24 protein-coding genes are annotated in these 25,336 nt (G+C 46.4%); 18 read left to right on the top strand and 6 right to left on the bottom strand.

Going from position 1 to position 25,336, the window contains the following annotated elements; all coding sequences use genetic code 11:
- The first annotated feature begins 10 nt into the window (after positions 1–10).
- The 10 genes from araD (at position 11) to MKX71_RS14630 (ending at position 9,716) form a co-directional block, all read left to right on the top strand.
- On the top strand, positions 11–700 hold the full coding sequence (gene araD, locus MKX71_RS14675; RefSeq protein ID WP_003229501.1) for an L-ribulose-5-phosphate 4-epimerase: 690 nt from the start codon (positions 11–13) through the stop codon (positions 698–700).
- Complete coding sequence (gene araL / locus MKX71_RS14670) at positions 678–1,496, top strand: sugar-phosphatase AraL (RefSeq protein ID WP_339232048.1); 819 nt, start codon at positions 678–680, stop codon at positions 1,494–1,496. Before araD ends, araL begins: the two co-directional genes overlap by 23 nt.
- Positions 1,493–2,677 (top strand): sn-glycerol-1-phosphate dehydrogenase, encoded by a 1,185-nt coding sequence (egsA, locus tag MKX71_RS14665; RefSeq protein WP_339231263.1) that lies wholly within the window; start codon positions 1,493–1,495, stop codon positions 2,675–2,677. Before araL ends, egsA begins: the two co-directional genes overlap by 4 nt.
- Before the next feature lie 30 nt (positions 2,678–2,707).
- Positions 2,708–4,009 (top strand): ABC transporter substrate-binding protein, encoded by a 1,302-nt coding sequence (locus tag MKX71_RS14660; protein ID WP_069322808.1) that lies wholly within the window; start codon positions 2,708–2,710, stop codon positions 4,007–4,009.
- Between the two features lie 35 nt (positions 4,010–4,044).
- Positions 4,045–4,986: a sugar ABC transporter permease gene (locus MKX71_RS14655; protein ID WP_003229507.1), complete on the top strand. Its 942-nt coding sequence runs from the start codon at positions 4,045–4,047 to the stop codon at positions 4,984–4,986.
- Positions 4,987–5,832, top strand: a complete 846-nt coding sequence (araQ, locus tag MKX71_RS14650) for an arabinose ABC transporter permease AraQ (protein ID WP_014480513.1) — start codon at positions 4,987–4,989, stop codon at positions 5,830–5,832.
- An 18-nt stretch (positions 5,833–5,850) separates the two neighbouring features.
- On the top strand, positions 5,851–7,353 hold the full coding sequence (gene abfA, locus MKX71_RS14645) for an alpha-L-arabinofuranosidase AbfA (RefSeq protein WP_069322806.1): 1,503 nt from the start codon (positions 5,851–5,853) through the stop codon (positions 7,351–7,353).
- A gap of 152 nt (positions 7,354–7,505) precedes the next feature.
- The gene (gene cstA, locus MKX71_RS14640) at positions 7,506–9,302 is read left to right on the top strand and encodes a carbon starvation protein CstA (protein ID WP_014477607.1); all 1,797 of its coding nucleotides are present in this window, start codon (positions 7,506–7,508) and stop codon (positions 9,300–9,302) included.
- Positions 9,245–9,433, top strand: coding sequence for a hypothetical protein (locus MKX71_RS14635; protein WP_100506469.1), 189 nt, complete (start codon positions 9,245–9,247; stop codon positions 9,431–9,433). Before cstA ends, MKX71_RS14635 begins: the two co-directional genes overlap by 58 nt.
- Positions 9,348–9,716, top strand: a complete 369-nt coding sequence (locus tag MKX71_RS14630) for a VOC family protein (RefSeq protein ID WP_339232047.1) — start codon at positions 9,348–9,350, stop codon at positions 9,714–9,716. Before MKX71_RS14635 ends, MKX71_RS14630 begins: the two co-directional genes overlap by 86 nt.
- 38 nt (positions 9,717–9,754) lie before the next feature.
- Here the strand turns inward: MKX71_RS14630 and MKX71_RS14625 are convergent, their stop codons facing one another.
- The 4 genes from MKX71_RS14625 to sspI all read right to left on the bottom strand — a co-directional run bounded on the left by MKX71_RS14625 (position 9,755) and on the right by sspI (position 13,991).
- The gene (locus MKX71_RS14625; RefSeq protein WP_224912968.1) at positions 9,755–11,089 is read right to left on the bottom strand and encodes a (Fe-S)-binding protein; all 1,335 of its coding nucleotides are present in this window, start codon (positions 11,087–11,089) and stop codon (positions 9,755–9,757) included.
- A complete protein-coding gene (gene glcD, locus MKX71_RS14620; RefSeq protein ID WP_339231261.1) occupies positions 11,086–12,498 on the bottom strand; it encodes a glycolate oxidase subunit GlcD in 1,413 nt (470 codons plus the stop codon). Before glcD ends, MKX71_RS14625 begins: the two co-directional genes overlap by 4 nt.
- 102 nt (positions 12,499–12,600) lie before the next feature.
- Positions 12,601–13,707: a CdaR family transcriptional regulator gene (locus MKX71_RS14615; protein ID WP_339231260.1), complete on the bottom strand. Its 1,107-nt coding sequence runs from the start codon at positions 13,705–13,707 to the stop codon at positions 12,601–12,603.
- A gap of 68 nt (positions 13,708–13,775) precedes the next feature.
- Positions 13,776–13,991, bottom strand: a complete 216-nt coding sequence (sspI, locus tag MKX71_RS14610; RefSeq protein ID WP_003229525.1) for a small acid-soluble spore protein SspI — start codon at positions 13,989–13,991, stop codon at positions 13,776–13,778.
- Positions 13,992–14,109: 118 nt separating this feature from the next.
- On the opposite strand from sspI, the gene MKX71_RS14605 reads away from it, so the two are divergent.
- Positions 14,110–14,856: an RNA methyltransferase gene (locus tag MKX71_RS14605; RefSeq protein ID WP_003246182.1), complete on the top strand. Its 747-nt coding sequence runs from the start codon at positions 14,110–14,112 to the stop codon at positions 14,854–14,856.
- Between the two features lie 66 nt (positions 14,857–14,922).
- On the opposite strand, the gene MKX71_RS14600 is transcribed toward MKX71_RS14605, so the two are convergent.
- A complete protein-coding gene (locus MKX71_RS14600; protein WP_339231259.1) occupies positions 14,923–15,129 on the bottom strand; it encodes a hypothetical protein in 207 nt (68 codons plus the stop codon).
- 81 nt (positions 15,130–15,210) lie between these two features.
- Here MKX71_RS14600 and pheS point away from each other — a divergent pair, with 81 nt between their 5' ends.
- Positions 15,211–16,245, top strand: coding sequence for a phenylalanine--tRNA ligase subunit alpha (pheS, locus tag MKX71_RS14595; protein ID WP_003229529.1), 1,035 nt, complete (start codon positions 15,211–15,213; stop codon positions 16,243–16,245).
- A gap of 15 nt (positions 16,246–16,260) precedes the next feature.
- On the top strand, positions 16,261–18,675 hold the full coding sequence (gene pheT / locus MKX71_RS14590) for a phenylalanine--tRNA ligase subunit beta (protein WP_339231258.1): 2,415 nt from the start codon (positions 16,261–16,263) through the stop codon (positions 18,673–18,675).
- A 35-nt stretch (positions 18,676–18,710) separates the two neighbouring features.
- On the opposite strand, the gene rnhC is transcribed toward pheT, so the two are convergent.
- The gene (gene rnhC, locus MKX71_RS14585) at positions 18,711–19,649 is read right to left on the bottom strand and encodes a ribonuclease HIII (RefSeq protein ID WP_015251512.1); all 939 of its coding nucleotides are present in this window, start codon (positions 19,647–19,649) and stop codon (positions 18,711–18,713) included.
- A 133-nt stretch (positions 19,650–19,782) separates the two neighbouring features.
- On the opposite strand from rnhC, the gene zapA reads away from it, so the two are divergent.
- From zapA to MKX71_RS14560, 5 genes are all read left to right on the top strand, one after another.
- Positions 19,783–20,040: a cell division protein ZapA gene (zapA, locus tag MKX71_RS14580; protein ID WP_003229534.1), complete on the top strand. Its 258-nt coding sequence runs from the start codon at positions 19,783–19,785 to the stop codon at positions 20,038–20,040.
- Positions 20,041–20,046: 6 nt separating this feature from the next.
- On the top strand, positions 20,047–20,580 hold the full coding sequence (locus MKX71_RS14575; RefSeq protein WP_003229537.1) for a CvpA family protein: 534 nt from the start codon (positions 20,047–20,049) through the stop codon (positions 20,578–20,580).
- A 73-nt stretch (positions 20,581–20,653) separates the two neighbouring features.
- Entirely contained in the window at positions 20,654–22,366 is a 1,713-nt protein-coding gene (gene polX, locus MKX71_RS14570) for a DNA polymerase/3'-5' exonuclease PolX (RefSeq protein ID WP_003229538.1), read from the top strand.
- A 20-nt stretch (positions 22,367–22,386) separates the two neighbouring features.
- Positions 22,387–24,744 (top strand): endonuclease MutS2, encoded by a 2,358-nt coding sequence (locus MKX71_RS14565; protein ID WP_339231257.1) that lies wholly within the window; start codon positions 22,387–22,389, stop codon positions 24,742–24,744.
- A gap of 14 nt (positions 24,745–24,758) precedes the next feature.
- On the top strand, positions 24,759–25,163 hold the full coding sequence (locus MKX71_RS14560; RefSeq protein WP_003237674.1) for a DUF350 domain-containing protein: 405 nt from the start codon (positions 24,759–24,761) through the stop codon (positions 25,161–25,163).
- Positions 25,164–25,336: the final 173 nt, after the last annotated feature.

The following is a 25,336-nucleotide window of genomic DNA, read 5'->3' as shown; positions in this document are numbered from 1 at the left end:
GTGATGGAGCATGCTTGAAACATTAAAAAAAGAAGTGCTGGCTGCCAACCTGAAGCTTCAAGAGCATCAGCTGGTAACCTTTACGTGGGGAAATGTCAGCGGCATTGACCGTGAAAAAGAAAGAATTGTCATCAAACCTAGCGGAGTCGAATACAGCGACCTGACAGCCGATGACTTGGTTGTTTTGAACCTTGATGGAGAGGTCGTCGAAGGCTCGCTTAAACCTTCTTCAGATACACCTACCCATGTTTATCTATATAAAGCCTTTCCGAATATCGGGGGAATTGTCCATACCCATTCTCAATGGGCGACAAGCTGGGCGCAATCGGGCAGAGACATCCCTCCGTTAGGCACGACCCATGCTGATTATTTTGACAGTGCGATTCCATGTACTCGAGAAATGTACGATGAAGAAATCATTCATGACTACGAACTGAATACAGGAAAAGTCATAGCGGAAACCTTTCAGCATCATAATTACGAACAGGTGCCGGGTGTGCTCGTGAATAATCACGGACCGTTCTGCTGGGGCACTGACGCCTTAAATGCCATTCATAACGCAGTTGTATTAGAAACGGTTGCCGAAATGGCCTATCACTCCATTATGCTGAACAAGGATGTAACCCCAATCAATACAGTCCTGCATGAAAAGCATTTTTATCGAAAACACGGAGCAAATGCGTATTATGGCCAGTCATGATACGCCTGTGTCACCGGCTGGCATTCTGATTGACTTGGACGGTACTGTATTCAGAGGAAATGAGTTGATCGAAGGAGCAAGAGAAGCGATCAAAACGCTTAGGAGAATGGGAAAGAAAATCGTCTTTTTAAGCAACCGGGGGAATATCTCCCGTGCCATGTGCAGAAAAAAACTTCTTGGCGCGAGGATTGAAACGGACGTAAACGACATTGTTCTGTCATCAAGCGTGACAGCGGCTTTTCTGAAAAAACATTATCGTTTTTCAAAGGTATGGGTGCTTGGGGAGCAAGGCTTGGTTGACGAGCTGAGGCTGGCCGGTGTGCAGAACGCGAGCGAACCGAAGGAAGCGGATTGGCTCGTGATCTCCCTTCATGAAACGCTCACGTACGACGATTTAAATCAAGCCTTTCAAGCGGCTGCCGGCGGCGCTCGTATTATCGCTACAAACAAAGACCGCTCTTTTCCGAACGAAGACGGAAATGCCATTGATGTGGCTGGAATGATTGGGGCGATAGAGGCTTCCGCACAAGCGAAGACTGAACTTGTTGTCGGAAAACCGTCATGGCTGATGGCGGAGGCTGCCTGTACAGCAATGGGGCTGTCCGCACATGAATGCATGATTATAGGAGACAGCATTGAATCTGACATTGCGATGGGGAAGCTTTATGGCATGAAAAGCGCCTTAGTGCTAACTGGTTCTGCGAAACAGGGTGAACAGCGTTTGTACACGCCGGATTATGTGCTGGATTCTATTAAGGATGTAACCAAATTGGCTGAGGAGGGGATTCTGATATGAATCGTATCGCAGCTGACGTTCAGCGTGCTTTTGAAAACGCCGGAGAAAAGACGTTGCCTATAAAAGTTGAAGAAATTGTTCTCGGTAAGCAAGCAGCTGATTCGCTTTTGGATTATGTAAAACGAAAAAACAATCAACATATTGTCCTTGTCTGCGACGCGAATACACACCGCATTGCAGGAATTGATTTAGAAAACCGACTGAATCAAGCAGGATTTCAGGCCGAGTGCCTGATCATTCCAGAAAATGAAGCTGGAGATGTGACAGCTGATGAACGATCGCTCATTCATGTGCTGATCCATACGAAACAAACAACGGATGTCATGATCGCAGTCGGTTCGGGCACGATTCATGATATCGTCCGCTTTGCAGCGTTTCAAAGAGATTTGCCGTTTATTTCTTATCCGACTGCTCCATCTGTAGACGGTTTTACATCAGCAGGGGCGCCGATTATTTTATACGGTACGAAAACAACCATTCAAACGAAGGCCCCGTCTGCACTGTTCGCTGATCTGGATCTATTAAAAGCGGCACCGCAGTCAATGGTGGCGGCTGGATTTGGTGACATGCTCGGTAAAATAACGTCTTTAGCAGATTGGGAAATATCCCGGCATCTTGCCGGCGAGCCTTATTCGCCAGCAGGAGCTAAGATTGTTCAGGAGGCGCTTGCTGCCTGCATTGAACACACAGAAGACATTGCGATGAAAACGGAAACTGGCATACGGGTTTTGATAGAGTCTTTACTTGTATCGGGGCTTGTCATGCTGGCATTAGATCATTCCCGCCCGGCATCAGGCGGCGAGCATCATATTTCACATTGGATTGAAATGGAGTTAATGGAGAAAAAACGGCCTCAGATTCTTCATGGGGCAAAGGTGGGCTGTGCCGCTGTTTTATTAACTGACACATACAGAAAGCTCGCTCAGGATGACGGGCTGAACGAATTTTCACCAAGCCGCCGGGAAGCCATCCAATCGGCTTATCAAACACTCCCGAAAGGAGAAGTGCTGGCTGATTGGCTGAGATCAGCCGGAGGCCCTGCGTATTTTGACGAAATCGGTGTCGGGCAGGATTCCGTCAAGAATGCCTTCAGACACGCGCACACCTTAAGAGACCGCTGCACCGGATTAAGAATCATTAATGAAAACAAAACGCTGATCAACCATGGTCTATATGAATAGCCCGCACCTCGAATGGAAGGGGTAACGCAGATGAAAAAAATGACTGTCTGTTTTCTTGTGCTCATGATGTTGCTGACATTACTCATTGCCGGGTGTTCAGCAGAAAGATCATCCGGGAAGTCGGGTGAAACCGAGCTGACCTTTTGGACATTTAACGGGCTTCATGAGCAGTTCTATGTAGAAATGGTGAAGGAATGGAATGAAAAATATCCTGACCGCAAAATTAAGCTGAATACGGTCGTTTATCCGTATGGACAAATGCACGATAACTTGTCTATCTCCTTAATTGCAGGAGAAGGCGTCCCTGATATTGCCGATGTCGAATTGGCCCGTTTTTCAAACTTTTTGAAGGGCTCTGACATACCGCTTGCCGACTTGACTCCGCTGATTGAAAAGGACCGCGATAAATTCGTTGAGGCGCGGCTGACCCTGTACAGCAAAAACGGCAAGCTTTACGGACTCGATACGCATGTAGGAACAACAGTCATGTTTTATAACATGGATGTTATGAAGAAAGCCGGCGTCAATCCTGACGATATTAAAACATGGGATGATTACCATAAAGCCGGACAGAAAGTGCGCAAAGTGACCGGGAAGCCGATGGGAACGGTGGAAACAAATGATTCCGGAACGTTCTTATCTATGATTTCACAGCAAAACTCAGGCTATTTTGATAAAAACGGCAAGCTGATCCTCAATAATGACACCAACGTAAAAACACTTCAATATTTAAAAGACATGATCAATGATAAAACGATGATTCCTGCGCCGGGCGGCGGGCATCACAGTGAAGAATACTACGGCTTTATGAACCAAGGAGGAGCTGCTTCAGTCCTCATGCCGATTTGGTATATGGGAAGATTTATCGATTATATGCCTGATCTGAAAGGGAAGATTGCCATCAGACCGCTCCCGGCATGGAAAGAGGGAGGCGACCGCTCGGCAGGTTTGGGCGGTACGGCAACCGTTGTGCCGAAGCAAGCCAAGCATGTTGAGTTAGCAACAGAGTTTTTAGCCTTTGCGAAGGGCTCTAAAGAAGGAAACAAAAAGCTCTGGAGCGTACTCGGCTTTGACCCGCTTCGCTGGGATGTCTGGAGCTCCAAGGAATTGAAAGAGAAAAACAAATACACGGATTACTTCCAAAACGGAACAGGCATTTTTTCCGTGCTGCTCGATATCAAGGATGAAATCAATCCGATTTATTTACATGAGGATTTTGCCAAGGCTTCAGACCTTGTCAACAGAAGCGTGTTGTTCGACGCACTTAAATCTCAGCAAAAAACGCCTAAACAAGCCTTGGACAGAGCGGCAGGTGAACTGAAACAGAAATAGAATCCCATTCAAAAAGTGAAAGCGGGGAGGTTCTCATGAAACCTGTGAAAACAGGAACGGTTCATCCCGTTCCTTCAGCTGCGAAACAATCAGGCTGGCGAGATCTATTTTATTCAAAAAAAGCGGCGCCCTATCTGTTTACAGCGCCATTCGTTTTATCCTTTCTCGTATTTTTTCTATACCCCATCATTAGTGTCTTCATCATGAGCTTCCAAAGAATTTTGCCGGGAGAGGTGTCCTTTGTCGGATTGTCTAATTATACAGCGCTAAACAACCCGACGTTCTATACCGCCCTTTGGAATACGCTGGAATACACCTTTTGGACGCTGATCGTGCTGATTCCTGTCCCATTGCTTCTGGCCATATTCCTGAATTCTAAGCTGGTCAAATTTAGAAATATATTTAAATCAGCACTATTCATCCCGGCATTGACCTCCACCATTGTCGCGGGGATCATTTTTCGGCTGATCTTCGGAGAAATGGAAACGTCTCTGGCCAATTCCATCCTACTCAAACTCGGCTTTTCACCTCAGAACTGGATGAACAATGAACATACCGGCATGTTTTTGATGGTGCTGCTTGCTTCATGGAGATGGATGGGAATCAACATCCTTTACTTTTTAGCTGGTTTGCAAAATGTGCCGAAAGAGCTGTACGAAGCCGCTGATATAGACGGCGCGAATACAATGAAAAAATTTCTGCACATCACGCTGCCGTTTCTCAAGCCTGTAACCGTATATGTGCTGACCATCAGCATCATCGGCGGCTTCAGGATGTTTGAGGAAAGCTACGTCCTTTGGCAGAATAATTCCCCGGGTAATATTGGTCTGACGCTTGTCGGATATTTGTATCAGCAGGGGCTTGCCTACAACGAAATGGGGTACGGAGCAGCCATCGGCATCGTGCTTTTGATTGTGATCCTTGTTGTCAGCCTGATTTCATTAAAGCTGTCAGGCTCGTTTAAGGGGGAGGGATAAATGTTGCGGCACAGTCCTCAGTTCAGCGTTTACAGAATCGCGCTAACCCTGTTTTTTATTATGCTGAGCCTATTGTATCTTTTTCCGATTTTCTGTTTGCTTTTAGGATCATTAAAGCCCTCATCTGAGCTTTTGCGTGTGGGGCTCAATCTCGACATTGATCCTAAAGTAATGAGTCTTGATAATTATACATTTCTGTTTAACGGCGGAAGCATTTATTTCAAATGGTTTTTTAACAGTCTTGTACTTGGGCTTTTCACAACCATGCTCACCCTGTTTTTTTCTTCGATGATCGGGTACGGGCTTGCGGTTTATGATTTTAAGGGAAGAAATATCATCTTTGTTCTTGTGCTGATTATTATGATGGTTCCGCTGGAAGTGATGATGCTTCCTCTGTTTAAGCTTACTGTCGGACTGCATTTGATCGATTCATATACGGGTGTCATATTGCCGTTTATCGTTTCACCTGTTGCCGTTTTCTTTTTCAGGCAATATGCTCTTGGCCTTCCAAGAGATCTGCTGGACTCTGCAAGGATGGACGGCTGTACGGAATTCGGCATCTTTTTCAGGATTATGGCACCGCTGATGAAACCGGCTTTCGGTGCGATGATTATCCTTCAGTCCTTAAACAGCTGGAACAACTTCTTGTGGCCGCTGATTGTGCTTCGGTCGAAAGAAATGTTTACGCTTCCAATAGGGCTGTCCAGCTTGCTGAGCCCTTATGGAAATAATTACGACATGCTTATATCCGGCTCAGTATTTGCGATTTTGCCGGTGATTATCATTTTCTTGTTTTTCCAAAAGTACTTTATCTCCGGCCTGACGGTAGGGGGAGTCAAAGGTTAATGAAGGAGGAAACGTGTGATGAAAAAAGCGCGAATGATTGTAGACAAAGAATATAAAATCGGTGAAGTAGATAAACGGATTTATGGCTCGTTTATCGAACATATGGGTCGTGCGGTATATGAAGGCATATACGAGCCTGATCACCCTGAAGCGGATGAAGATGGATTTAGAAAAGATGTCCAGTCGCTGATCAAAGAATTACAGGTTCCCATCATCCGCTATCCGGGCGGAAACTTTTTATCCGGATACAACTGGGAGGACGGTGTCGGACCAGTCGAAAACCGCCCGAGACGGCTTGACTTGGCATGGCAAACGACAGAAACCAATGAAGTGGGAACAAATGAATTTTTATCTTGGGCAAAAAAGGTGAACACTGAGGTCAATATGGCCGTCAACCTTGGCACAAGAGGCATAGATGCCGCCCGTAATCTCGTTGAATATTGCAACCATCCGAAAGGCTCTTACTGGAGTGATTTAAGAAGATCGCATGGCTATGAACAGCCGTATGGCATCAAAACATGGTGCTTAGGAAACGAAATGGATGGACCATGGCAGATCGGCCACAAAACAGCTGATGAATACGGACGGCTTGCCGCAGAGACAGCAAAGGTCATGAAGTGGGTTGACCCATCAATTGAACTCGTTGCCTGCGGCAGCTCAAACAGCGGTATGCCGACCTTTATCGATTGGGAAGCGAAGGTGCTTGAGCATACGTATGAGCATGTCGACTATATCTCTCTTCACACTTACTACGGAAACCGGGATAACAATCTGCCAAACTACTTGGCACGTTCTATGGATTTGGATCATTTTATCAAATCAGTCGCTGCGACCTGTGACTATGTAAAAGCAAAAACACGCAGCAAGAAAACAATCAATCTTTCTCTGGATGAATGGAACGTCTGGTACCACTCAAATGAGGCTGATAAAAAAGTCGAGCCGTGGATCACTGCGCGTCCGATTTTAGAGGATATTTACAATTTTGAAGATGCCTTATTAGTCGGCTCTCTGCTCATTACGATGCTGCAGCACGCAGACCGTGTGAAAATTGCGTGTCTTGCACAGCTTGTCAATGTCATCGCGCCGATCATGACGGAAAAAGGCGGAGAAGCATGGAGACAGCCGATTTTCTATCCATACATGCATGCTTCTGTTTACGGAAGGGGCGAGTCACTGAAACCGCTTATTTCTTCTCCTAAGTACGATTGTTCTGATTTCACTGATGTGCCATATGTTGATGCTGCTGTTGTGTACTCTGAAGAGGAAGAAACACTCACTATTTTTGCGGTAAACAAGGCTGAGGATCAGATGGAGACGGAGATTTCGCTCAGAGGCTTTGAATCCTACCAAATCGCAGAGCACATCGTACTTGAGCATCAGGATATCAAAGCAACAAACCAGTATAACAGAAAAAATGTCGTTCCGCATTCCAACGGATCATCGTCTGTCAGCGAAAACGGCTTAACTGCTCATTTCACGCCGCTTTCCTGGAATGTGATCCGCCTGAAAAAACAGTCATAAGAATAAGCAAAGCCGGAGAGAAATCTCCGGCTTGTCTTTCAACTGCCACGAGCCGGCCCGTTCAAGCCGGCTTTTTGTATAGGAAAAAATGACCGCTTTTCACCATAAAATTATGATATATTTATGAAAAACAGCAAAGGGGATGGGAGAAAATGAATGCGGTTACAATTGTGATAGCATCAATGTGTATTTTGGCTATTGCCTATCGTTTATACGGAACATTTATGATGGTGAAGGTGCTCAAAGTGAATGATGACAAGCCAACACCTGCTCATGCGCTTGAGGATGGGAAAGACTATGTGCCTACAAATAAATGGGTTTCGTTCGGCCACCACTTTGCCGCGATCGCAGCGGCCGGGCCGCTGGTCGGACCAATTCTGGCGGCGCAGTTTGGCTATTTGCCGGGATTATTGTGGCTGTTAATCGGGGCGGTAATTGGGGGAGCCGTCCATGATATTGTGGTGTTGTTTGCATCGATGCGCAAAAACGGAAAATCGCTGTCGGAAGTGGCGAAGGATGAGCTTGGCCCTGTTGCAGGATTTTGTACAGGACTGTCCATGCTGTTTATCATCACGATCACAATGGCGGGCCTGTCGATGGTTGTCTTGCATGCGCTTGAACGTAATCCATGGGGAACATTTGCGGTAGGGATTACGATTCCGATTGCGATGGGTGTGGGCTTATTTTATAAGAAAACGGGAAATTTAAAGCTCGCTTCAACGGTCGGCTTTCTCTTTTTAATGGCAGGAGTCTTTATTGGTCCATGGGTACAGACTACCGCGCTCGGTGACTTTTTAACGCTAGATACGAAAACGCTTGCAATCGCGCTTCCTGTTTACGCGTTTTTTGCGGCTGCGCTTCCCGTTTGGCTGCTTCTTGCTCCACGTGATTATTTAAGCAGCTTTATGAAAATCGGTGTTTTTATCGCTTTGATTGTTGGTGTGTTTGTCGTCAATCCGTCCATTCCGTTCCCTGCGTTTACAGAATTCGTAAAAGGCGGCGGGCCGGTGCTGGCAGGACCTGTCTGGCCGTTCATCTCAATAACCATCGCCTGCGGGGCGATCTCTGGGTTCCATGCCTTTGTCGGTTCAGGAACGACACCGAAAATGCTGAATAAATGGAGTGATATGAAGCCGGTTGCGTTTGGCGCAATGCTTGTTGAGTGTCTTGTCGGCATCATGGCGCTGATTGCAGCGACCGCTTTACAGCCTGCTGATTACTTTGCGATTAACAGCACGCCTGAGGTTTTCCGTACGCTTGGCATGAATGTCGTACATTTGCCTGAATTGAGCAGGGAAATCGGTTTGGACTTAGAAGGAAGAACAGGGGGAGCCGTCACGCTTGCGGTAGGGATGACTTATATTTTTACCGGAATGCCGTTTTTCAGCCATTTGGCCTCATACTTTTTCCAATTTGTCATTATGTTTGAAGCGGTCTTTATTTTAACAGCGATTGACGCCGGCACACGTGTCGCCCGTTATTTGATCCAGGACTTCTTCGGGGAGGTGTATAAGCCGCTGAAGAAAACAGACTGGATTCCGGGCTCTGTATTTGCCAGCGCGCTTGCCTGTTTGATGTGGGGGTACTTGCTGTATTCAGGAGATATCGGTTCCATTTGGGCGCTCTTCGGCGTTTCTAATCAGCTGATGGCTTCAGTGGGGCTGATTATCGGAGCGACGATCGTGCTGAAAATCGCCGATAAACGCCGGTACATTCTGACCTGTCTTATCCCGCTTGCCTATTTATATGTCACTGTCAATTATGCGGGCTATTGGATGGTGCGCAATGTGTATCTCAATCCTGAAGCAGCAGGATATAGTGTATTGAATGGCGTATTATCTATCATCATGCTGGTGTTAGGCTTCATCATTATCGTGGCGGCTGTGAAAAAATGGGCGCAGATGTGGAAAGATCCGAGCTTAAGGATGGAAGCGTCTATACCGGGCTAGAAGGACTATTGAAAATGCTGAGAGGGGTTGGCAATGAATCTATCAATGAAATATCTTATTCTATACGTATCGGACAGCAAGCGGGCTATTCATTTTTACCGGGATATTTTAGGACTGCCGATTCGTGCTAAACACGGCACGTATGTCGAATTTGATACAGGGTCTACGATATTGGCGCTTAATACCCGGGAAAGCGCCAGAGACATCACGGCGCTGGACATTCCGGATACATCTGCTTCAAACACATTTGAAATCGGGTTTGTTACTGAAAATGTAGAAGCGGTCATCAAAAGGATGAGAGAACAAGGCGTATCGATTATCGGGGAGCCGAAAGTGAAACCATGGGGGCAGACGGTCGCCTATATCGCTGATCCGGATGGACATTATATCGAAATTTGCAGTCCGATGGAATAACGCACAAAAGCCCAAAACAATATCTGTTTTGGGCTTTCTCATGATGTTTTGTGCCCGGCTGCTTCCAATAGCAAATCAGCCAGGTGAACGGCTCTGACTTTACCGCTTAGTCCTTCGCGTTCAATGCCGAGCTTCATTTGCAGCAGGCAGCCGGGATTTGCTGTTACAATGAGGATTGCTTCGGTTGCTTTGACGGCAGCCATTTTACTGTCCAGTATTCTCATAGACATTTCAGCTTCGACGATGTTGTAAATTCCCGCTGACCCGCAGCAGCTGTCTGCTTTCTCCATTTCTTTGAATTCCGCCCCTTTGATGCTTTTAAGAAGCTGGCGGGGCTCGAGTGACGTATGCATCACATTTCTTAGATGACATGAATCTTGGTAGGTAACGACCTGAGGCGTCTCGAGTGCTAGATCCATTTGATGGAAATCGAGTTCAACCAAAACAGAAGAAAAATCCTTCAGCTTTTGAACAAAAGCGGCAGCCCGTTCCGACCACTCAGGGTCATCCTTCAGCAAATGATCATATTCAGTGAGAAAGGCTCCGCATCCTCCTGCGTTTGTAATGACTGCATCCACGTCTAATGCTTCGAAAGCAGCGATATTTTGTTTCGCGAGCTCTTTCCCTGTGTTTTTTTCACCGCTGTGTCCATGAAGCGCCCCGCAGCAAGCCTGTTCAGGCGGAATGACAATGTCGCAGCCTGCCAGCTGTAAAAGCTTCAATGTGGCGTTATTGGTCGGTAAAAACATTGTATCCATTAAGCAGCCCGAAAAAAAGGCGACCCGTTTTTTCATGGGGCCAATGGAAGGCAGGAAACGCGGCCGATGTTTCATGTCTTTGCTTTTTGGAACATCAGGAAGAACAGCTTCCATCGTCCGCAAATGCTCAGGCAGGACCCGAAGCATACCGGTTTTACGCACAGCGGTTTGCAGTCCTGAACGCTGATACAAACCGATAAGGCTTACAGCTGAGCGCATGCGGTTTTGATGCGGAAACAGCTCGTGAAAAGCCGTCTTTCGAATGACACGTGTGCCGAGCGAGTGTTTTTTGTTTTGGTGGATAATATCTCTGGCTTCCTCAAGCAGCTGTCCGTATTTCACGCCTGACGGGCATACAGGTTCACAGGCGCGGCAGCCGAGGCAAAGTGACAGCGACCGTTCGACATCTTCATCCGGTTCAATCATACCGTCGGCTACGGCTTTCATTAAGGCGATGCGCCCACGCGGAGAGTGTGTTTCCTGAAATCCCGATTCGATATAGGTCGGACAGGAAGGAAGACAGAAGCCGCAGCGCATACAATTTAATAACTCGCCTTCATCCATACGCTCTTTAAATTCATTTTGGATCTGTTTCATTTCTTTTTCTGTTGTCATCTTTCCGCCACCACACGTTTTCTGGCATCTTTCGCAAACATTTTGCCGGGATTTAATATGTTCCGGGGGTCAAATGCCGCTTTCAACGCTTTCATCGCATCAATGCCTTCTTTTTTCAGCTTCATTTCCAAGTAAGGCGCTTTCATTTCCCCGACTCCGTGCTCTCCGGTTATCGTCCCGCCAAGTTCAATCGCTTTCTCAAAAATCTCGGCAAAAGCCTGTTCGACACGTTCCATTTCATCCTTATTTCTTATGTCTGTCGTGCATGTCGGGTGAAGGTTCCCGTCTCCCGCATGACCAAAGGTGCAGATGGAAATATCATATTTAGCAGCAATATCATTAATCGCTTTAACCATATTGGCGATTTCTGAGCGAGGAACGGTCGCATCCTCTAAAATCGTCGTCGGTTTGAGGCGGGCTAGGGCAGAAAGTGCAGAACGCCGGGCTTCAGTCAGGGCAAACGCTTCCTCCTCTGTTTGTGCGGTCTGAACGGAAACGGCGTCGCCTTTTTTGCAGATCGCCTCAATCTTTTCCATATCCCGTTCAACAGTTTCAAATGGCCCGTCTTGTTCAATTAACAGAACTGCTTTTGCGCTTGTCGGAAGTCCGATTTTGGCATAATCCTCAATCACCAATAGTGTAGGCTGATCGAGAAATTCAAGCGTAGCGGGTATAATTTTTGCGGCAATAATGTCCGATACCGTTTGAGCAGCGGCATCGATGTTTTCATAAAGGGCAAGCAGCGTCTTCTTTGTTTCCGGCTTTGGAACGAGCTTGACGATTGCCTCTGTCACAATGCCGAGTGTTCCTTCTGAGCCGACAAAAAGACGTGTGAGATCGTATCCGGCCACATCCTTTGCGAGTTTTCCGCCGGTGCGGATGATGTCACCATTTGCGAGCACAACCTCCAGTCCAATAACATAGTCGCGGGTGACGCCGTATTTTAATCCGCGGAGCCCGCCGGAATTTTCATTGATGTTTCCGCCCATGGTTGATATTTTCATAGAACTCGGGTCAGGCGGATAAAACAAACCTTTGCTTTCAATCGCGCGGATCATATCCAGCGTAATGACGCCCGGCTGAACTGTGGCAGTTAAATTTTCTTCATCAATTTCAAGAATCTGGTTCATGTGCTTAAAGAGAAGCACAAGTCCGCCTTCAGTCGGGCACGTGCCGCCGCACAGGTTTGTCCCTGATCCTCTTGGAACGATCGGCACTCGATGTTCGCTGCAAATTGTTAAAATGCGTGATACTTCATCAGTATTCCTCGGAGCAATCACGGCATCAGGCATAGACTGATACTGAGGCGTCGCATCATATGAATAGACGAGACGGCCGGCATTCGAGTCATCAAAGTTTTCTGGTCCGGAGACCCCAATCAGCTGCTCCTTTACATCCTTGGTGATCATTTCACCCATCCCCCTGTCAAAAAACGCTTCCAATCTATTGTAAAAGAAAAAAAGCAAAGCCTTCCATGGAGAAACATACAAAAAATGAAACTGAAACTCTCTCTATTTTGTATCTTGATCTAAAAAATAGAGTGCGACGTACATCGTGACGACGTCCTCGGTACGGTCAAAACGTAAACCCGTCAGCTGTTCAGCCTTAGCCAGACGATAACGCAATGTATTGATATGAATATGCATATCTTCTGCGGTTTGTTTCAAAGACAAATCGTGATGAAAGAAAGTCCGTATCGTATTCATAAGTTCCTGATGCTCTAGCGCCTCTCCTAATACTCTTTGCGGAAATTCGTTTCGGGTTCCCGGGCTGATCTCCGTCAGACACATATCAAGCTTCAGATCCTCTTCAAATATGGGCGTTTTTCGCTTAAGGCTGACAGCCAGCGCTTTTTCCGCTTGCTCGTATGAATCTGTCAGGCTGGAGCTTGCGACAGCCCTTCCGGCGCCAGCTGCTGTATATTGGCTGCTTGCGGTATTGGCAAACGAACAAATGTGAAGGATCTTCCGTAAAAGCTGATCCCTTTGTTCATGCTGCGGCACTTCATGATTAATCAAAATCCGTTCATTTCCCCACCTGATGAACAAATCCGCAGGGTACGATGATTTCCAGCTGCGTGCCATTTGTTCAATATCATGACGTGACCACTCATACCCCTGAATAAGAATCATTTGGCGCCGGGAAGAAAGGTCAACACCAAGAAGCTGAGCTTTCTCAAGAAAACTGGGAGACCACTCCTTTAGTTGCAGCCAATCGATCATAAAGGACTCCAGCATTCTCTCACGCCACTGGGATTGCTCTAAGTGCCGCGATTCCTTAATGAACAGTTCTGTCATTTTTCGAAGCAGTTCTCCGAATGGCTGAATCTCTGCAGGCTCACCTGTCAGCCCGAAGACGGCAATCACATCATGGTCAAAAAATACAGGGAGGTTTATGCCTGCTTTCACTCCTTTTAACCTTGTTTCATCTTCTTTTGTAATAATCACGCTGCGTCTTTCTTTTGCGCAGATAAGCGCTCCCTCATGAAATTGTCCGACACGCTCATCGTTTGTGCCTGCCATAATAAGACCGTCCGTGTTTACAATAATGACTTCACGTTCGTACATTTTTTTAACTTCAGCAATAATTTTTTTCGCTAATAACGGCTGTAAAAACATGGCGTTCCCCCTCATCATGTTTTTATTATATAAGAAAAAAACCGGGCGCTGTCACCCGGTTTCATGTCTTATTCGGCGGGTTTTAATCCGCCTTCAAGCGTTTTCAGCATTTCGTTTTTCTCACTTTCGGATGCGTGCTGCCAAATGACTTCGAATAAAACGCCGAGCCCTGGAAGCATTTTTTCTTCACCGCTTTGAATCGCATCTACGATTGTATGCTCAAGCTGCTCCTGATTATTGCCGGTGACATTGGCAATGACGGCATGACGTAAATTAAGATCCATGTAAAACGCTCCTTTTTCTAAAATGTAATACGTATATTCTAACCCTGCACCTGGTTTATTATGTGCTGTTCTTGCGATATAATAACATCATGTTAAAAAAAGGAGCGCCACATAGACAGTGAAACAAATAGAATCGGCAAAAAACCAAAAAGTGAAGGATTGGAAAAAGCTTCACACAAAAAAAGAACGAACAAAAACAAATACATTTCTGATAGAGGGAGAACACCTCGTTGAAGAGGCGTTGAAAAGCCCGGGCATTGTGAAAGAAATCCTTGTAAAGGATGAAACGAGGATTCCTTCAGATCTTGAGACTGGTATCCAGTGCTATATGCTGAGTGAAGATGCGTTTTCAGCTGTGACTGAAACCGAAACGCCGCAGCAGATTGCCGCTGTGTGCCATATGCCTGAAGAAAAGCTGGCAACGGCACGCAAGGTGCTGCTGATTGACGCTGTTCAAGATCCGGGAAACCTTGGCACAATGATTCGAACGGCTGATGCGGCCGGTTTGGATGCGGTTGTACTCGGTGACGGCACGGCGGACGCCTTTAACGGAAAAACACTGCGATCTGCTCAAGGATCTCACTTCCATATTCCTGTTGTGAGAAGAAACCTGCCTTCATATGTGGACGAATTGAAGGCAGAGGGCGTAAAAGTATACGGCACGGCGCTGCAAAACGGAGCGCCTTACCAGGAGATTCCTCAGTCTGAATCCTTTGCGCTCATTGTAGGAAATGAAGGTGCAGGGGTGGATGCTGCATTGCTGGAAAAAACGGATTTGAACCTGTACGTGCCGCTTTACGGACAGGCTGAATCACTAAACGTTGCGGTTGCGGCTGCCATCCTCGTGTATCACTTGCGAGGATAGTGTTGCGCCAAGCGTTGGATTTCTCTATAATAGAACATAATATTTCAAAAACCGTGACAGAGGACCTCAATTTTTGATCAACTGCTTTCCAGGGAGAAAATGCCGCTGACTGAGAGCATTTTTAACGCAGCCGGAAATTGGCTTCACCTCTTGAGTTGTCGCCGGGACCGCGTACACTGCGCGTAAAGGTGAACCGGAATCTGATTCCGTTATGTCAATGAAGCTGACGACAGCATCAGTATGTCTGAAATAAGGGTGGTACCGCGGCCACAACTCGTCCCTTGTACAAGGGACGGGTTTTTTTTATTTTCCAAAGACATATGACGGTTTGTTTACATAAAAGGAGGATGCAAAATGGAAGAAAAGCTAAAACAGCTGGAACAAGAAGCTTTAGAACAAGTAGAAGCGGCAAGCTCATTGAAGGTTGTCAATGATATTCGGGTGCAATATCTCGGAAAAAAAGGGCCGATTACAGAAGTGCTGCGCGGAATGGGCAAGCTTTCTGCTGAGGAACGTCCAAAAATGGGGGCGCTCGCGAACGAAGTAAGGGAGCGTATTGCCAATGCGATTGCTGACAAAAACGAGAAGCTTGAAGAAGAGGAAATGAAACAGAAGCTTGCAGGACAGACAATTGACGTCACGCTGCCGGGGAACCCTGTTGCAGTCGGCGGCCGTCATCCGCTCACTGTTGTCATTGAAGAAATTGAAGATTTATTTATCGGGATGGGCTACACAGTCGAGGAAGGGCCAGAGGTTGAAACGGATTACTACAACTTCGAATCGCTCAATCTTCCGAAAGAACACCCTGCGCGCGATATGCAGGACAGCTTTTACATCACAGAGGAAACTTTGATGAGAACGCAAACTTCTCCTGTCCAAACACGGACGATGGAAAAGCATAAAGGCAAAGGTCCCGTTAAAATCATTTGCCCGGGTAAAGTATATCGCCGTGATAACGATGATGCGACGCACTCTCACCAATTTATGCAAATTGAAGGGCTTGTCGTTGACAAAAACATCAGCATGAGTGATTTAAAAGGAACGCTTGAACTCGTTGCGAAAAAAATGTTCGGGCAAGACCGTGAAATCAGACTCCGCCCAAGCTTCTTCCCGTTTACTGAGCCTTCAGTAGAAGTGGATGTGACATGCTTTAAATGTGGTGGGAACGGCTGCTCAGTCTGTAAAGGAACAGGCTGGATTGAAATCCTAGGCGCCGGAATGGTTCACCCGAACGTGCTTAAAATGGCTGGCTTTGATCCGAAGGAATATCAGGGCTTCGCATTCGGAATGGGTGTTGAGCGCATCGCGATGCTGAAATACGGCATTGATGATATTCGCCACTTCTATACAAACGATGTCAGATTTATTTCGCAGTTTAAACAGGCGTAAGAGGAGGATGCAAGGATGTTTGTTTCTTATAAATGGTTAGAGGATTATGTTGATTTAAAAGGCATGGACCCGGCTGTTCTTGCTGAAAAAATTACAAGAGCCGGTATTGAGGTTGAAGGAATTGAATACAAAGGAGAAGGCATCAAGGGCGTTGTCATCGGCCATGTGCTGGAGCGCGAGCAGCATCCGAATGCTGATAAACTGAATAAGTGCCTTGTGGATATTGGAGCGGAAGCCCCTGTACAAATCATTTGCGGCGCGCCGAATGTGGATAAAGGACAAAAAGTCGCGGTTGCAACAGTCGGAGCGGTGCTGCCGGGCAATTTCAAAATCAAAAAAGCCAAGCTTCGCGGTGAAGAATCAAACGGCATGATCTGTTCCTTACAGGAGCTTGGTATCGAAAGCAAACTTGTGGCGAAGGAGTATGCAGAAGGCATTTTCGTATTCCCGAATGACGCTGAAACAGGAAGCGATGCCTTAGCGGCTTTACAGCTTGACGATGCGATTCTTGAGCTGGGTTTAACGCCAAACCGCGCGGATGCCATGAACATGCTTGGTGTTGCTTACGAGGTTGCGGCGATTTTAGACACTGAGGTAAAGCTTCCGCAAACGGATTACCCGGCTGCTTCAGAACAAGCGTCTGATTACATTTCAGTCAAAATTGAAGATCAAGAAGCGAACCCGCTGTACACTGCAAAAATCATTAAAAATGTCACGATTGCTCCGTCACCGCTTTGGATGCAGACAAAGCTGATGAATGCAGGCATTCGTCCGCACAACAACGTCGTTGACATCACAAATTTTGTCCTGTTGGAATACGGACAGCCGCTTCATGCGTTTGATTATGACAGATTTGGCTCTAAGGAAGTCGTAGTAAGAAAAGCAGCTGAGAATGAAATGATCGTAACACTTGATGATCAAGAACGTAAGCTGTCTGCCGATCACCTTGTCATTACAAACGGAACGAAAGCGCAGGCCGTTGCCGGTGTCATGGGAGGAGCAGAGTCAGAGGTTCAGGAAGATACGAAAACGATTTTGCTTGAGGCTGCGTATTTCAACGGGCAGACGGTTCGCAAGGCTTCCAAAGACCTTGGTTTGAGAAGTGAATCAAGCGTAAGATTTGAAAAAGGAATTGATCCGGCGCGCGTACGTCTTGCAGCAGAACGGGCTGCGCAGCTGATCCATCTGTATGCCGGCGGTGAGGTGCTTGCAGGAACAGTTGAGGAAGATCACCTGACAATCGAAGCAAATAACATTCACGTATCTGCTGACAAAGTGAGCAGCGTTCTAGGCCTGACGATCAGTAAAGAAGAACTGATCAGCATTTATAAACGTCTCGGTTTTACGGTCGGTGAAGCGGGTGAACTTCTCGTTGTGACTGTCCCATCACGCCGCGGCGACATTACAATAGAAGAGGATTTAATCGAAGAAGCGGCAAGACTGTACGGCTACGATAACATTCCGTCTACGCTTCCTGAGACAGCGGGGACTACAGGCGGATTAACGGCATATCAGGCAAAACGCCGTAAAGTCAGACGCTTCCTTGAAGGCGCAGGCTTATCACAAGCCATCACTTACTCACTGACAAACGAGAAGAAAGCGGCAGCGTTTGCGATTGAAAAATCACTGAATACTGTGCTTGCGCTTCCAATGAGTGAAGAAAGAAGCATTCTCAGACACAGTCTTGTTCCGAATCTGCTTGATTCTGTTTCTTACAACCTTGCGAGGCAGACTGACTCAGTTGCACTGTACGAAGTTGGCTCCGTTTTCCTGACGAAGGAAGAGGACACAAAACCTGTTGAAACAGAACGCGTAGCAGGAGCTATTACCGGATTATGGCGCAAGCAGCTATGGCAGGGTGAAAAGAAACCAGTTGATTTCTTTGTTGTCAAAGGAATTGTGGAAGGGCTGTTAGACAAACTCAACGTCCTAGACAGCATTGAATTTGTACAGTCTGAACGCAAACAGCTGCATCCGGGCAGAACAGCGAACATTTTATTGAATGGTTCTCTGATCGGCTTCATCGGCCAAGTCCATCCTTCATTGGAAAAAGAACTGGATATAAAGGAAACATACGTATTTGAGCTCGATCTTCATGCGTTGCTCGCGGCAGAAACAGCACCTCTTGTTTACACGGCGATTCCGAAATATCCGTCTGTGACACGTGATATTGCTCTTGTAACAGATAAAACCGTCACAAGCGGACAGCTCGAGAGCGTCATTAAAGAGGCCGGGGGCAAGCTTCTGAAAGAGGTAACCGTATTTGACGTATACGAAGGAGAGCATATGGAGGAAGGCAAGAAGTCAGTCGCTTTCTCACTCCAGTATGTCAACCCTGAACAAACACTGACTGAAGAAGAAGTGACAAAGGCGCACAGCAAAGTGCTGAAAGCGTTAGAAGACACATATCAAGCTGTTTTAAGAGGCTGATAAAAAAGCTTGCAGAGAAATCTGCAAGCTTTTTTCTATGAGCGTTTTTTATCAGCAAGGCGCTGCGCTTTTTGCGTATTGGCGAAATGGAGTTTTGTAAAGGTTCTGAGTGCAGATGCCCCTTTTTTGAGGATCAGCTTGGCGGCCGCTTCATCGACGTGCGGACCGGCTCCTTTCGGAAGTGTCATTCCTGCCTCGCGTGACAGTTTATCCATTTCCATTAAAAATGAATATCTTGCAATGATTGAAGCAGCGGCGACAGCCAAGTGAATACCTTCAGCTTTTGTGCTAAAATAGGTCCGCTCCTTCACAATGTCTCTGCCCTTTAAATGATTGAAGTAGACGCCTGGCTCAGCGAATTGGTCAATCAAAATGGCCTCAGGCTTTATTCCATCCATTTTCCTTAATAAATGGGTGATCGCCTGATTGTGCAGCAATGCTTTCATTTTCCCTTGGCTCATGCCTTTTTCCTGCATGCTGTTATACTTTTCATTTTTTAAAACCAGCAGGCTATATGGAATAGTTTTGATCAGGTTTCGGGCAATCTCGATGATTTGCGGATCTTTTAAATCTTTAGAATCCTTAACACCGAGTTCCTTCATTAAAGGAAGCATGGTTTTGTCGACGTACGCACATACAACCGTCATTGGGCCAAAGTAATCTCCGGTTCCGACTTCGTCAGAACCGATAACAGACATTCCGGCGATATCTGCCGGAGGGGCATAGCGGGGATCAGCCGGCTTTTTGGCCATTTTCTTCTTTTCCGGCTCTGCTGTTCCCCAGCGCGCGGATTCTGCCGCTGCGTTTTTGCCTTGAAACAAGACCTTGCCGGATTGATATGCTGTAATGGTACAGCCGGGCGGTTTCGCCTGAAAAACGGCTCCCTGCGGAACAGAGGCTGTAAGCGAACCGCTGTATGTCATTTTCATTTGGTCAATAGCAGACAACGATACTTTTATCACTGAATGGGACACGTAATAATCTCCTTTTTTTACACTTTTCGCTGTATATACCAGTGTATCATAACAGCGGGAGGCTCGTCTTTCCATTCATTTAATAAACGTGTTATGATAAGAACTAGGATTCTCGCGGAATGGAGGAGAAACGTTGTCTGACGGCAAAAAAACAAAAACAACCGTTGACATTTACGGCCAGCACTTCACGATTGTCGGTGAAGAAAGCAGAGCCCATATGAGGTATGTCGCCGGAATTGTTGATGATAAAATGAGAGAAATCAATGAAAAAAATCCATACCTTGATATAAATAAACTTGCAGTGCTGACAGCGGTAAATGTGGTGCACGATTATGTCAAATTACAAGAGAAATGTGAAAAACTGGAGCGTCAGCTTAAAGAAAAGGATTGAACAACTATGCTAGATATCATCATCTTAATCTTGCTCCTGATGGGGACTTTACTGGGGTTAAAACGCGGTTTTATCCTGCAGTTTATCCGCTTGACGAGCTTTATTTTATCAATTGCCTTTGCGGCTTTATTCTATAAAAACGTGGCACCGCATTTACATTGGATTCCCGCACCCGATTTTTCAGCGGGACAGCCGGCTCTTTCTTTTTTTACGGGGAATTTGGAAGCAGCGTACTATAATGCGATTGCGTTTATCGTTTTATTTATCATTGCTAAAATCTTACTGAGAATCATCGGCTCGTTCCTGAGTATTGTAGCCGGCATTCCGGTGATTAAACAAATCAACCAGATGCTGGGAGCCGTTCTCGGTTTTCTAGAAGTCTATTTATTTACATTTGTGCTGCTGTATGTCGCATCCGTTCTGCCGGTAGACGCGTTGCAGCAAATGATGGGGCAATCGTCTCTCGCAAATGTGATCATTAACCATACACCGTACTTGTCAGGGCTTTTACAAGAGCTGTGGACACAGTACGGGGCATAAAAAAACTTCTCTTGTCCGGAGAAGTTTTTTTCAAGTATGATGGAAACATATGTGAACGTCTGGGGGTTATGATATGCATAAAAAAGATATTATCCGGCTGCTTGAAACCATTGCAGTCTATATGGAACTCAAAGGGGACAACCCGTTTAAAGTATCCGCCTTCCGAAAAGCGGCGGCAGCTCTGGAACAGGACGACCGAAGCTTATCAGAAATGGACGATATGATGTCGCTGTCCGGCATTGGAAAAGGAACGTACAGCGTCATTAAAGAGTATATAGATGAAGGAAAGTCAAGCACGCTCGAATCGCTTCAGAAAGAAGTGCCGGAAGGACTCGTGCCTTTATTGAAGCTGCCGGGGCTCGGCGGCAAAAAAATCGCAAAGCTGTATAAAGAGCTCGGCGTACACGATGCAGAATCTCTGAAGGAAGCCTGTGAGCAGCAAAAGGTCCAGGGTCTTGCGGGCTTCGGCAAAAAATCGGAAGAAAAAATATTACAGGCGCTCGGGGAAGCCGGAAAACAGCCTGAACGGTTCCCGATCGGCTACGCCCTCCGGATCGCGCGGGAAATTGAGGAGCATCTTTCTCAATTTACGCATATCATCAAATTTTCTCGTGCCGGAAGTCTCCGCAGAGCGCGGGAAACGGTGAAGGATCTGGATTATATCATTGCTACAGATCATCCGGCTGAAGTAAGAGAGCAGCTTCTTGAGCTGCCAAACATCAAAAGCGTGATCGCAAGCGGAGATACGAAGGTGTCCGTCATCCTTTCCTTTGAATATGAAACAAGCGTCGATTTCCGTCTTGTGACGGAAGAGCAGTTTCCGACAACCCTCCATCATTTTACGGGATCAAAGGATCACAATATTAAGATGCGCCAAATCGCCAAAGAACGCGGCGAGCGGATCAGTGAATACGGCGTTGAGACAGTTGAAACTGGAGAGATCAAAACATTTCCGAGTGAACGTGAATTTTATGCGCACTTCGGCCTGCCGCTGATTCCGCCGGAAATTCGTGAAAGCGGACAGGAAGTGGAAACCTACAGCGACAGCATTGAACTGATAGAGCTCGGGCAAATCAAAGGTGATCTCCACATGCACTCAACGTGGAGCGATGGCGCATTTTCGATCAGAGAGATGGCTGAAGCCTGCATCAAAAAAGGCTATCAATACATGGCGATCACCGATCACTCACAATATTTAAAGGTCGCCAACGGGCTTACTGCAGAAAGACTTAAGCAGCAGGCAAAAGAAATTGACGCGCTGAATGCAGAGTTTGAAAACTTCCGTATTTTGAAAGGCGTTGAGATGGATATCCTGCCTGACGGTACGCTCGATTATGATGACGATGTGCTTGCGGAAATGGATATCGTTATTGCATCGATTCATTCCAGTTTTAATCAGCCGGAACACGTGATTATGAAACGGCTTGAGACGGCACTGACAAACAAGCATGTTGACATTATCGCACACCCGACCGGGCGCCTTATCGGCAGACGGGCCGGTTACGAAATCGATATTGATCAGCTGATTGAGCTTGCGAGGAAAACAAATACGGCGCTTGAACTCAACGCCAACCCTGCGCGCCTTGATCTGCGCACAGAGCATTTAATGAAAGCAAACGAACAAGGGGTTACATTGGTGATTAATACTGATGCCCATAATATTGAGATGTTAGACGATATGAAAACTGGCGTTACTGCCGCGCGCAAAGGATGGACGGAAACGAAAAACGTTCTGAATGCCCGGTCGCTTAAAGACGTAGAGGCATTTCTGAAGCGCAACGATTAAGTAAGGAGGCTCACACAATCGTGCAGCAAAAAGTATTATCAGCTCTTGAATTTCATAAAGTGAAAGAACAGATTATTGGGCATGCCGCTTCATCGCTCGGAAAAGAAATGCTTCTCGAGCTTAAGCCTTCTGCTTCTATAGACGAAATCAAAAAACAGCTGGATGAAGTAGACGAAGCTTCTGACATTATCCGGCTGAGAGGCCAAGCGCCATTTGGCGGCCTTGTAGATATCAGAGGAGCGTTAAGACGGGCGGAAATCGGCAGCGTTCTCAGTCCTTCTGAATTCACTGAAATCTCAGGCCTGCTTTATGCAGTTAAACAAATGAAACATTTTATCACGCAAATGGCTGAAGACGGTGTCGACATTCCGCTGATCCATCAGCATGCTGAACAGCTTATCACGCTGTCCGATTTAGAGCGGGACATTAATTCCTGCATCGATGATCACGGAGAAGTGCTTGATCATGCATCGGAAACATTAAGAGGAATCCGCACACAGCTCAGAACACTCGAATCAAGAGTCAGAGACCGGTTAGAGTCGTTGCTGCGTTCCTCTTCCGCATCGAAAATGCTGTCTGATACGATTGTTACGATTCGGAATGACCGCTTTGTGATCCCGGTCAAACAGGAGTACAGATCCAGCTATGGAGGAATTGTGCACGACACCTCATCCTCTGGTGCGACACTATTCATTGAACCGCAGGCGATTGTAGATATGAACAATTCCCTTCAGCAGGCGAAAGTGAAAGAAAAGCAAGAAATTGAACGGATTTTGCGTGTGCTGACAGAGAAAACGGCAGAGTATACAGAGGAGCTATTTCTAGATTTGCAAGTGCTGCAGACGCTTGACTTTATTTTTGCAAAAGCTAGATATGCAAAAGCGGTTAAAGCGACAAAACCGATTATGAACGACACCGGCTTTATCCGTTTGAAAAAAGCCCGCCATCCATTGCTTCCGCCTGATCAGGTTGTTGCCAATAACATCGAGCTTGGCCGCGATTTTTCAACCATTGTCATCACAGGGCCAAACACCGGGGGGAAAACAGTCACCCTTAAAACGTTAGGCCTGCTAACCTTAATGGCGCAGTCAGGTCTTCATATCCCGGCAGATGAAGGGTCAGAAGCGGCAGTATTTGAGCACGTATTCGCTGATATCGGTGATGAACAGTCGATTGAGCAAAGTTTAAGTACGTTCTCATCCCATATGGTGAATATTGTCGGCATTTTAGAACAGGTCAATGAAAACAGCCTTGTGCTTTTCGATGAACTTGGTGCAGGGACAGATCCGCAGGAGGGGGCGGCCCTCGCCATGAGCATCTTGGATGACGTGCATCGCACCAATGCACGAGTGTTAGCTACGACGCATTATCCGGAATTGAAGGCATACGGCTATAACAGAGAAGGCGTCATGAATGCCAGCGTTGAATTTGACATCGAAACGCTGTCACCGACCTATAAACTTTTAATTGGTGTGCCGGGTCGAAGCAATGCTTTCGAAATTTCAAAACGCCTCGGGCTTCCGGACCATATCATCGGGCAGGCGAAGTCAGAAATGACGGCCGAGCATAACGAAGTCGATACGATGATTGCGTCGCTGGAACAAAGCAAAAAACGTGCGGAAGAAGAGCTTTCTGAGACAGAATCAATCAGAAAAGAAGCGGAAAAACTGCATAAAGAGCTGCAGCAGCAAATCATCGAGCTTAACAGCAAAAAAGACAAAATGCTTGAAGAGGCAGAACAGCAGGCTGCTGAAAAAGTAAAAGCGGCAATGAAAGAAGCCGAGGACATTATTCATGAATTGCGCTCCATAAAAGAAGAACACAAATCCTTCAAGGATCACGAGCTGATTAACGCGAAGAAACGGTTAGAAGGCGCTATGCCTGCTTTTGAAAAGTCCAAGAAACCGGAAAAGCCGAAAACGCAAAAACGCGACTTTAAGCCTGGCGACGAGGTGAAAGTCCTCACTTTCGGGCAAAAAGGAACATTGCTCGAAAAAACAGGCGGCAATGAATGGAATGTCCAAATCGGTATTTTAAAGATGAAAGTAAAAGAAAAAGATCTGGAGTTTATCAAATCAGCTCCGGAGCCAAAAAAAGAAAAAATCATTACAGCGGTCAAGGGAAAGGACTATCACGTATCGCTTGAACTTGATCTCCGCGGCGAACGCTATGAAAATGCCCTAAGCCGGGTTGAAAAATACTTGGATGATGCGGTGTTAGCCGGATATCCAAGAGTGTCAATCATCCACGGAAAAGGAACCGGCGCTTTAAGAAAAGGCGTACAGGATCTTCTGAAAAACCACCGCAGCGTCAAAAGTTCCCGTTTCGGTGAAGCAGGTGAGGGAGGATCAGGCGTTACGGTTGTTGAACTAAAATAAAAGGGAGTATGGCCATGAGTGATTTTTGGGAAAACGAGCTTGTGGAAATCGCGGCATATTACAGTGTCGCGGTTCTCTGCCTCGTCCTCTTTTTGACTGTGTTTGAGCTGGTGACGGCTTATAAAAACTGGGAAGAGATTCAAAAAGGAAATCTTGCGGTGGCAATGGCGACCGGCGGAAAAATTTTGGGGATCGCAAACGTATTTCAGCATTCCATCTCCCAGCATAATTCGCTGCTGCAAATGATCGGCTGGGGCGTTTACGGGTTTGTTATGCTTCTGATCAGCTACTTTATTTTTGAGTTTTTGACTCCGCGGTTTAAAATTGATCAGGAAATCGAAAATGATAACCGGGCTGTCGGCTTTATTTCATTTGTCATTTCTGTCGGGCTTTCATTTGTGGTGGCAGCCGGAATATAAGGGGACGGAGAATAAATGGAAAAGCTTGCAAAAGTACTGCTCGCCGCGGCGGGAATCTTTTTGTTAATTGGTCTTATATATCTGTTCATATTATGAGAAAAAGAAAGATTTACCTTTCTTTTTCTTTTTTTTGCCGTCCATCTGCTATAATGATAAGGTGGAACTCTAAAATC

It is taken from the genome of Bacillus sp. FSL M8-0071, assembly GCF_037975455.1.
GTDB classification, from domain to species: domain Bacteria; phylum Bacillota; class Bacilli; order Bacillales; family Bacillaceae; genus Bacillus; species Bacillus subtilis.
Note: the sequence above shows the minus strand (reverse complement) of the source record. Positions and strands in the feature narration are given on the sequence as shown.

What these genes read in the sequence shown, in the direction of transcription:
- araD (WP_003229501.1), top strand. Translation starts at nt 11, where the DNA reads ATGCTTGAAACATTAAAAAAAGAAGTGCTGGCTGCCAACCTGAAGCTT.
- araL (WP_339232048.1), top strand. Translation starts at nt 678, where the DNA reads ATGCGTATTATGGCCAGTCATGATACGCCTGTGTCACCGGCTGGCATT.
- egsA (WP_339231263.1), top strand. Translation starts at nt 1,493, where the DNA reads ATGAATCGTATCGCAGCTGACGTTCAGCGTGCTTTTGAAAACGCCGGA.
- MKX71_RS14660 (WP_069322808.1), top strand. Translation starts at nt 2,708, where the DNA reads ATGAAAAAAATGACTGTCTGTTTTCTTGTGCTCATGATGTTGCTGACA.
- MKX71_RS14655 (WP_003229507.1), top strand. Translation starts at nt 4,045, where the DNA reads ATGAAACCTGTGAAAACAGGAACGGTTCATCCCGTTCCTTCAGCTGCG.
- araQ (WP_014480513.1), top strand. Translation starts at nt 4,987, where the DNA reads ATGTTGCGGCACAGTCCTCAGTTCAGCGTTTACAGAATCGCGCTAACC.
- abfA (WP_069322806.1), top strand. Translation starts at nt 5,851, where the DNA reads ATGAAAAAAGCGCGAATGATTGTAGACAAAGAATATAAAATCGGTGAA.
- cstA (WP_014477607.1), top strand. Translation starts at nt 7,506, where the DNA reads ATGAATGCGGTTACAATTGTGATAGCATCAATGTGTATTTTGGCTATT.
- MKX71_RS14635 (WP_100506469.1), top strand. Translation starts at nt 9,245, where the DNA reads ATGGGCGCAGATGTGGAAAGATCCGAGCTTAAGGATGGAAGCGTCTAT.
- MKX71_RS14630 (WP_339232047.1), top strand. Translation starts at nt 9,348, where the DNA reads ATGAAATATCTTATTCTATACGTATCGGACAGCAAGCGGGCTATTCAT.
- MKX71_RS14625 (WP_224912968.1), bottom strand. Translation starts at nt 11,089, where the DNA reads ATGACAACAGAAAAAGAAATGAAACAGATCCAAAATGAATTTAAAGAG.
- glcD (WP_339231261.1), bottom strand. Translation starts at nt 12,498, where the DNA reads ATGATCACCAAGGATGTAAAGGAGCAGCTGATTGGGGTCTCCGGACCA.
- MKX71_RS14615 (WP_339231260.1), bottom strand. Translation starts at nt 13,707, where the DNA reads ATGTTTTTACAGCCGTTATTAGCGAAAAAAATTATTGCTGAAGTTAAA.
- sspI (WP_003229525.1), bottom strand. Translation starts at nt 13,991, where the DNA reads ATGGATCTTAATTTACGTCATGCCGTCATTGCCAATGTCACCGGCAAT.
- pheS (WP_003229529.1), top strand. Translation starts at nt 15,211, where the DNA reads ATGGAAGAAAAGCTAAAACAGCTGGAACAAGAAGCTTTAGAACAAGTA.
- pheT (WP_339231258.1), top strand. Translation starts at nt 16,261, where the DNA reads ATGTTTGTTTCTTATAAATGGTTAGAGGATTATGTTGATTTAAAAGGC.
- MKX71_RS14575 (WP_003229537.1), top strand. Translation starts at nt 20,047, where the DNA reads ATGCTAGATATCATCATCTTAATCTTGCTCCTGATGGGGACTTTACTG.
- polX (WP_003229538.1), top strand. Translation starts at nt 20,654, where the DNA reads ATGCATAAAAAAGATATTATCCGGCTGCTTGAAACCATTGCAGTCTAT.
- MKX71_RS14560 (WP_003237674.1), top strand. Translation starts at nt 24,759, where the DNA reads ATGAGTGATTTTTGGGAAAACGAGCTTGTGGAAATCGCGGCATATTAC.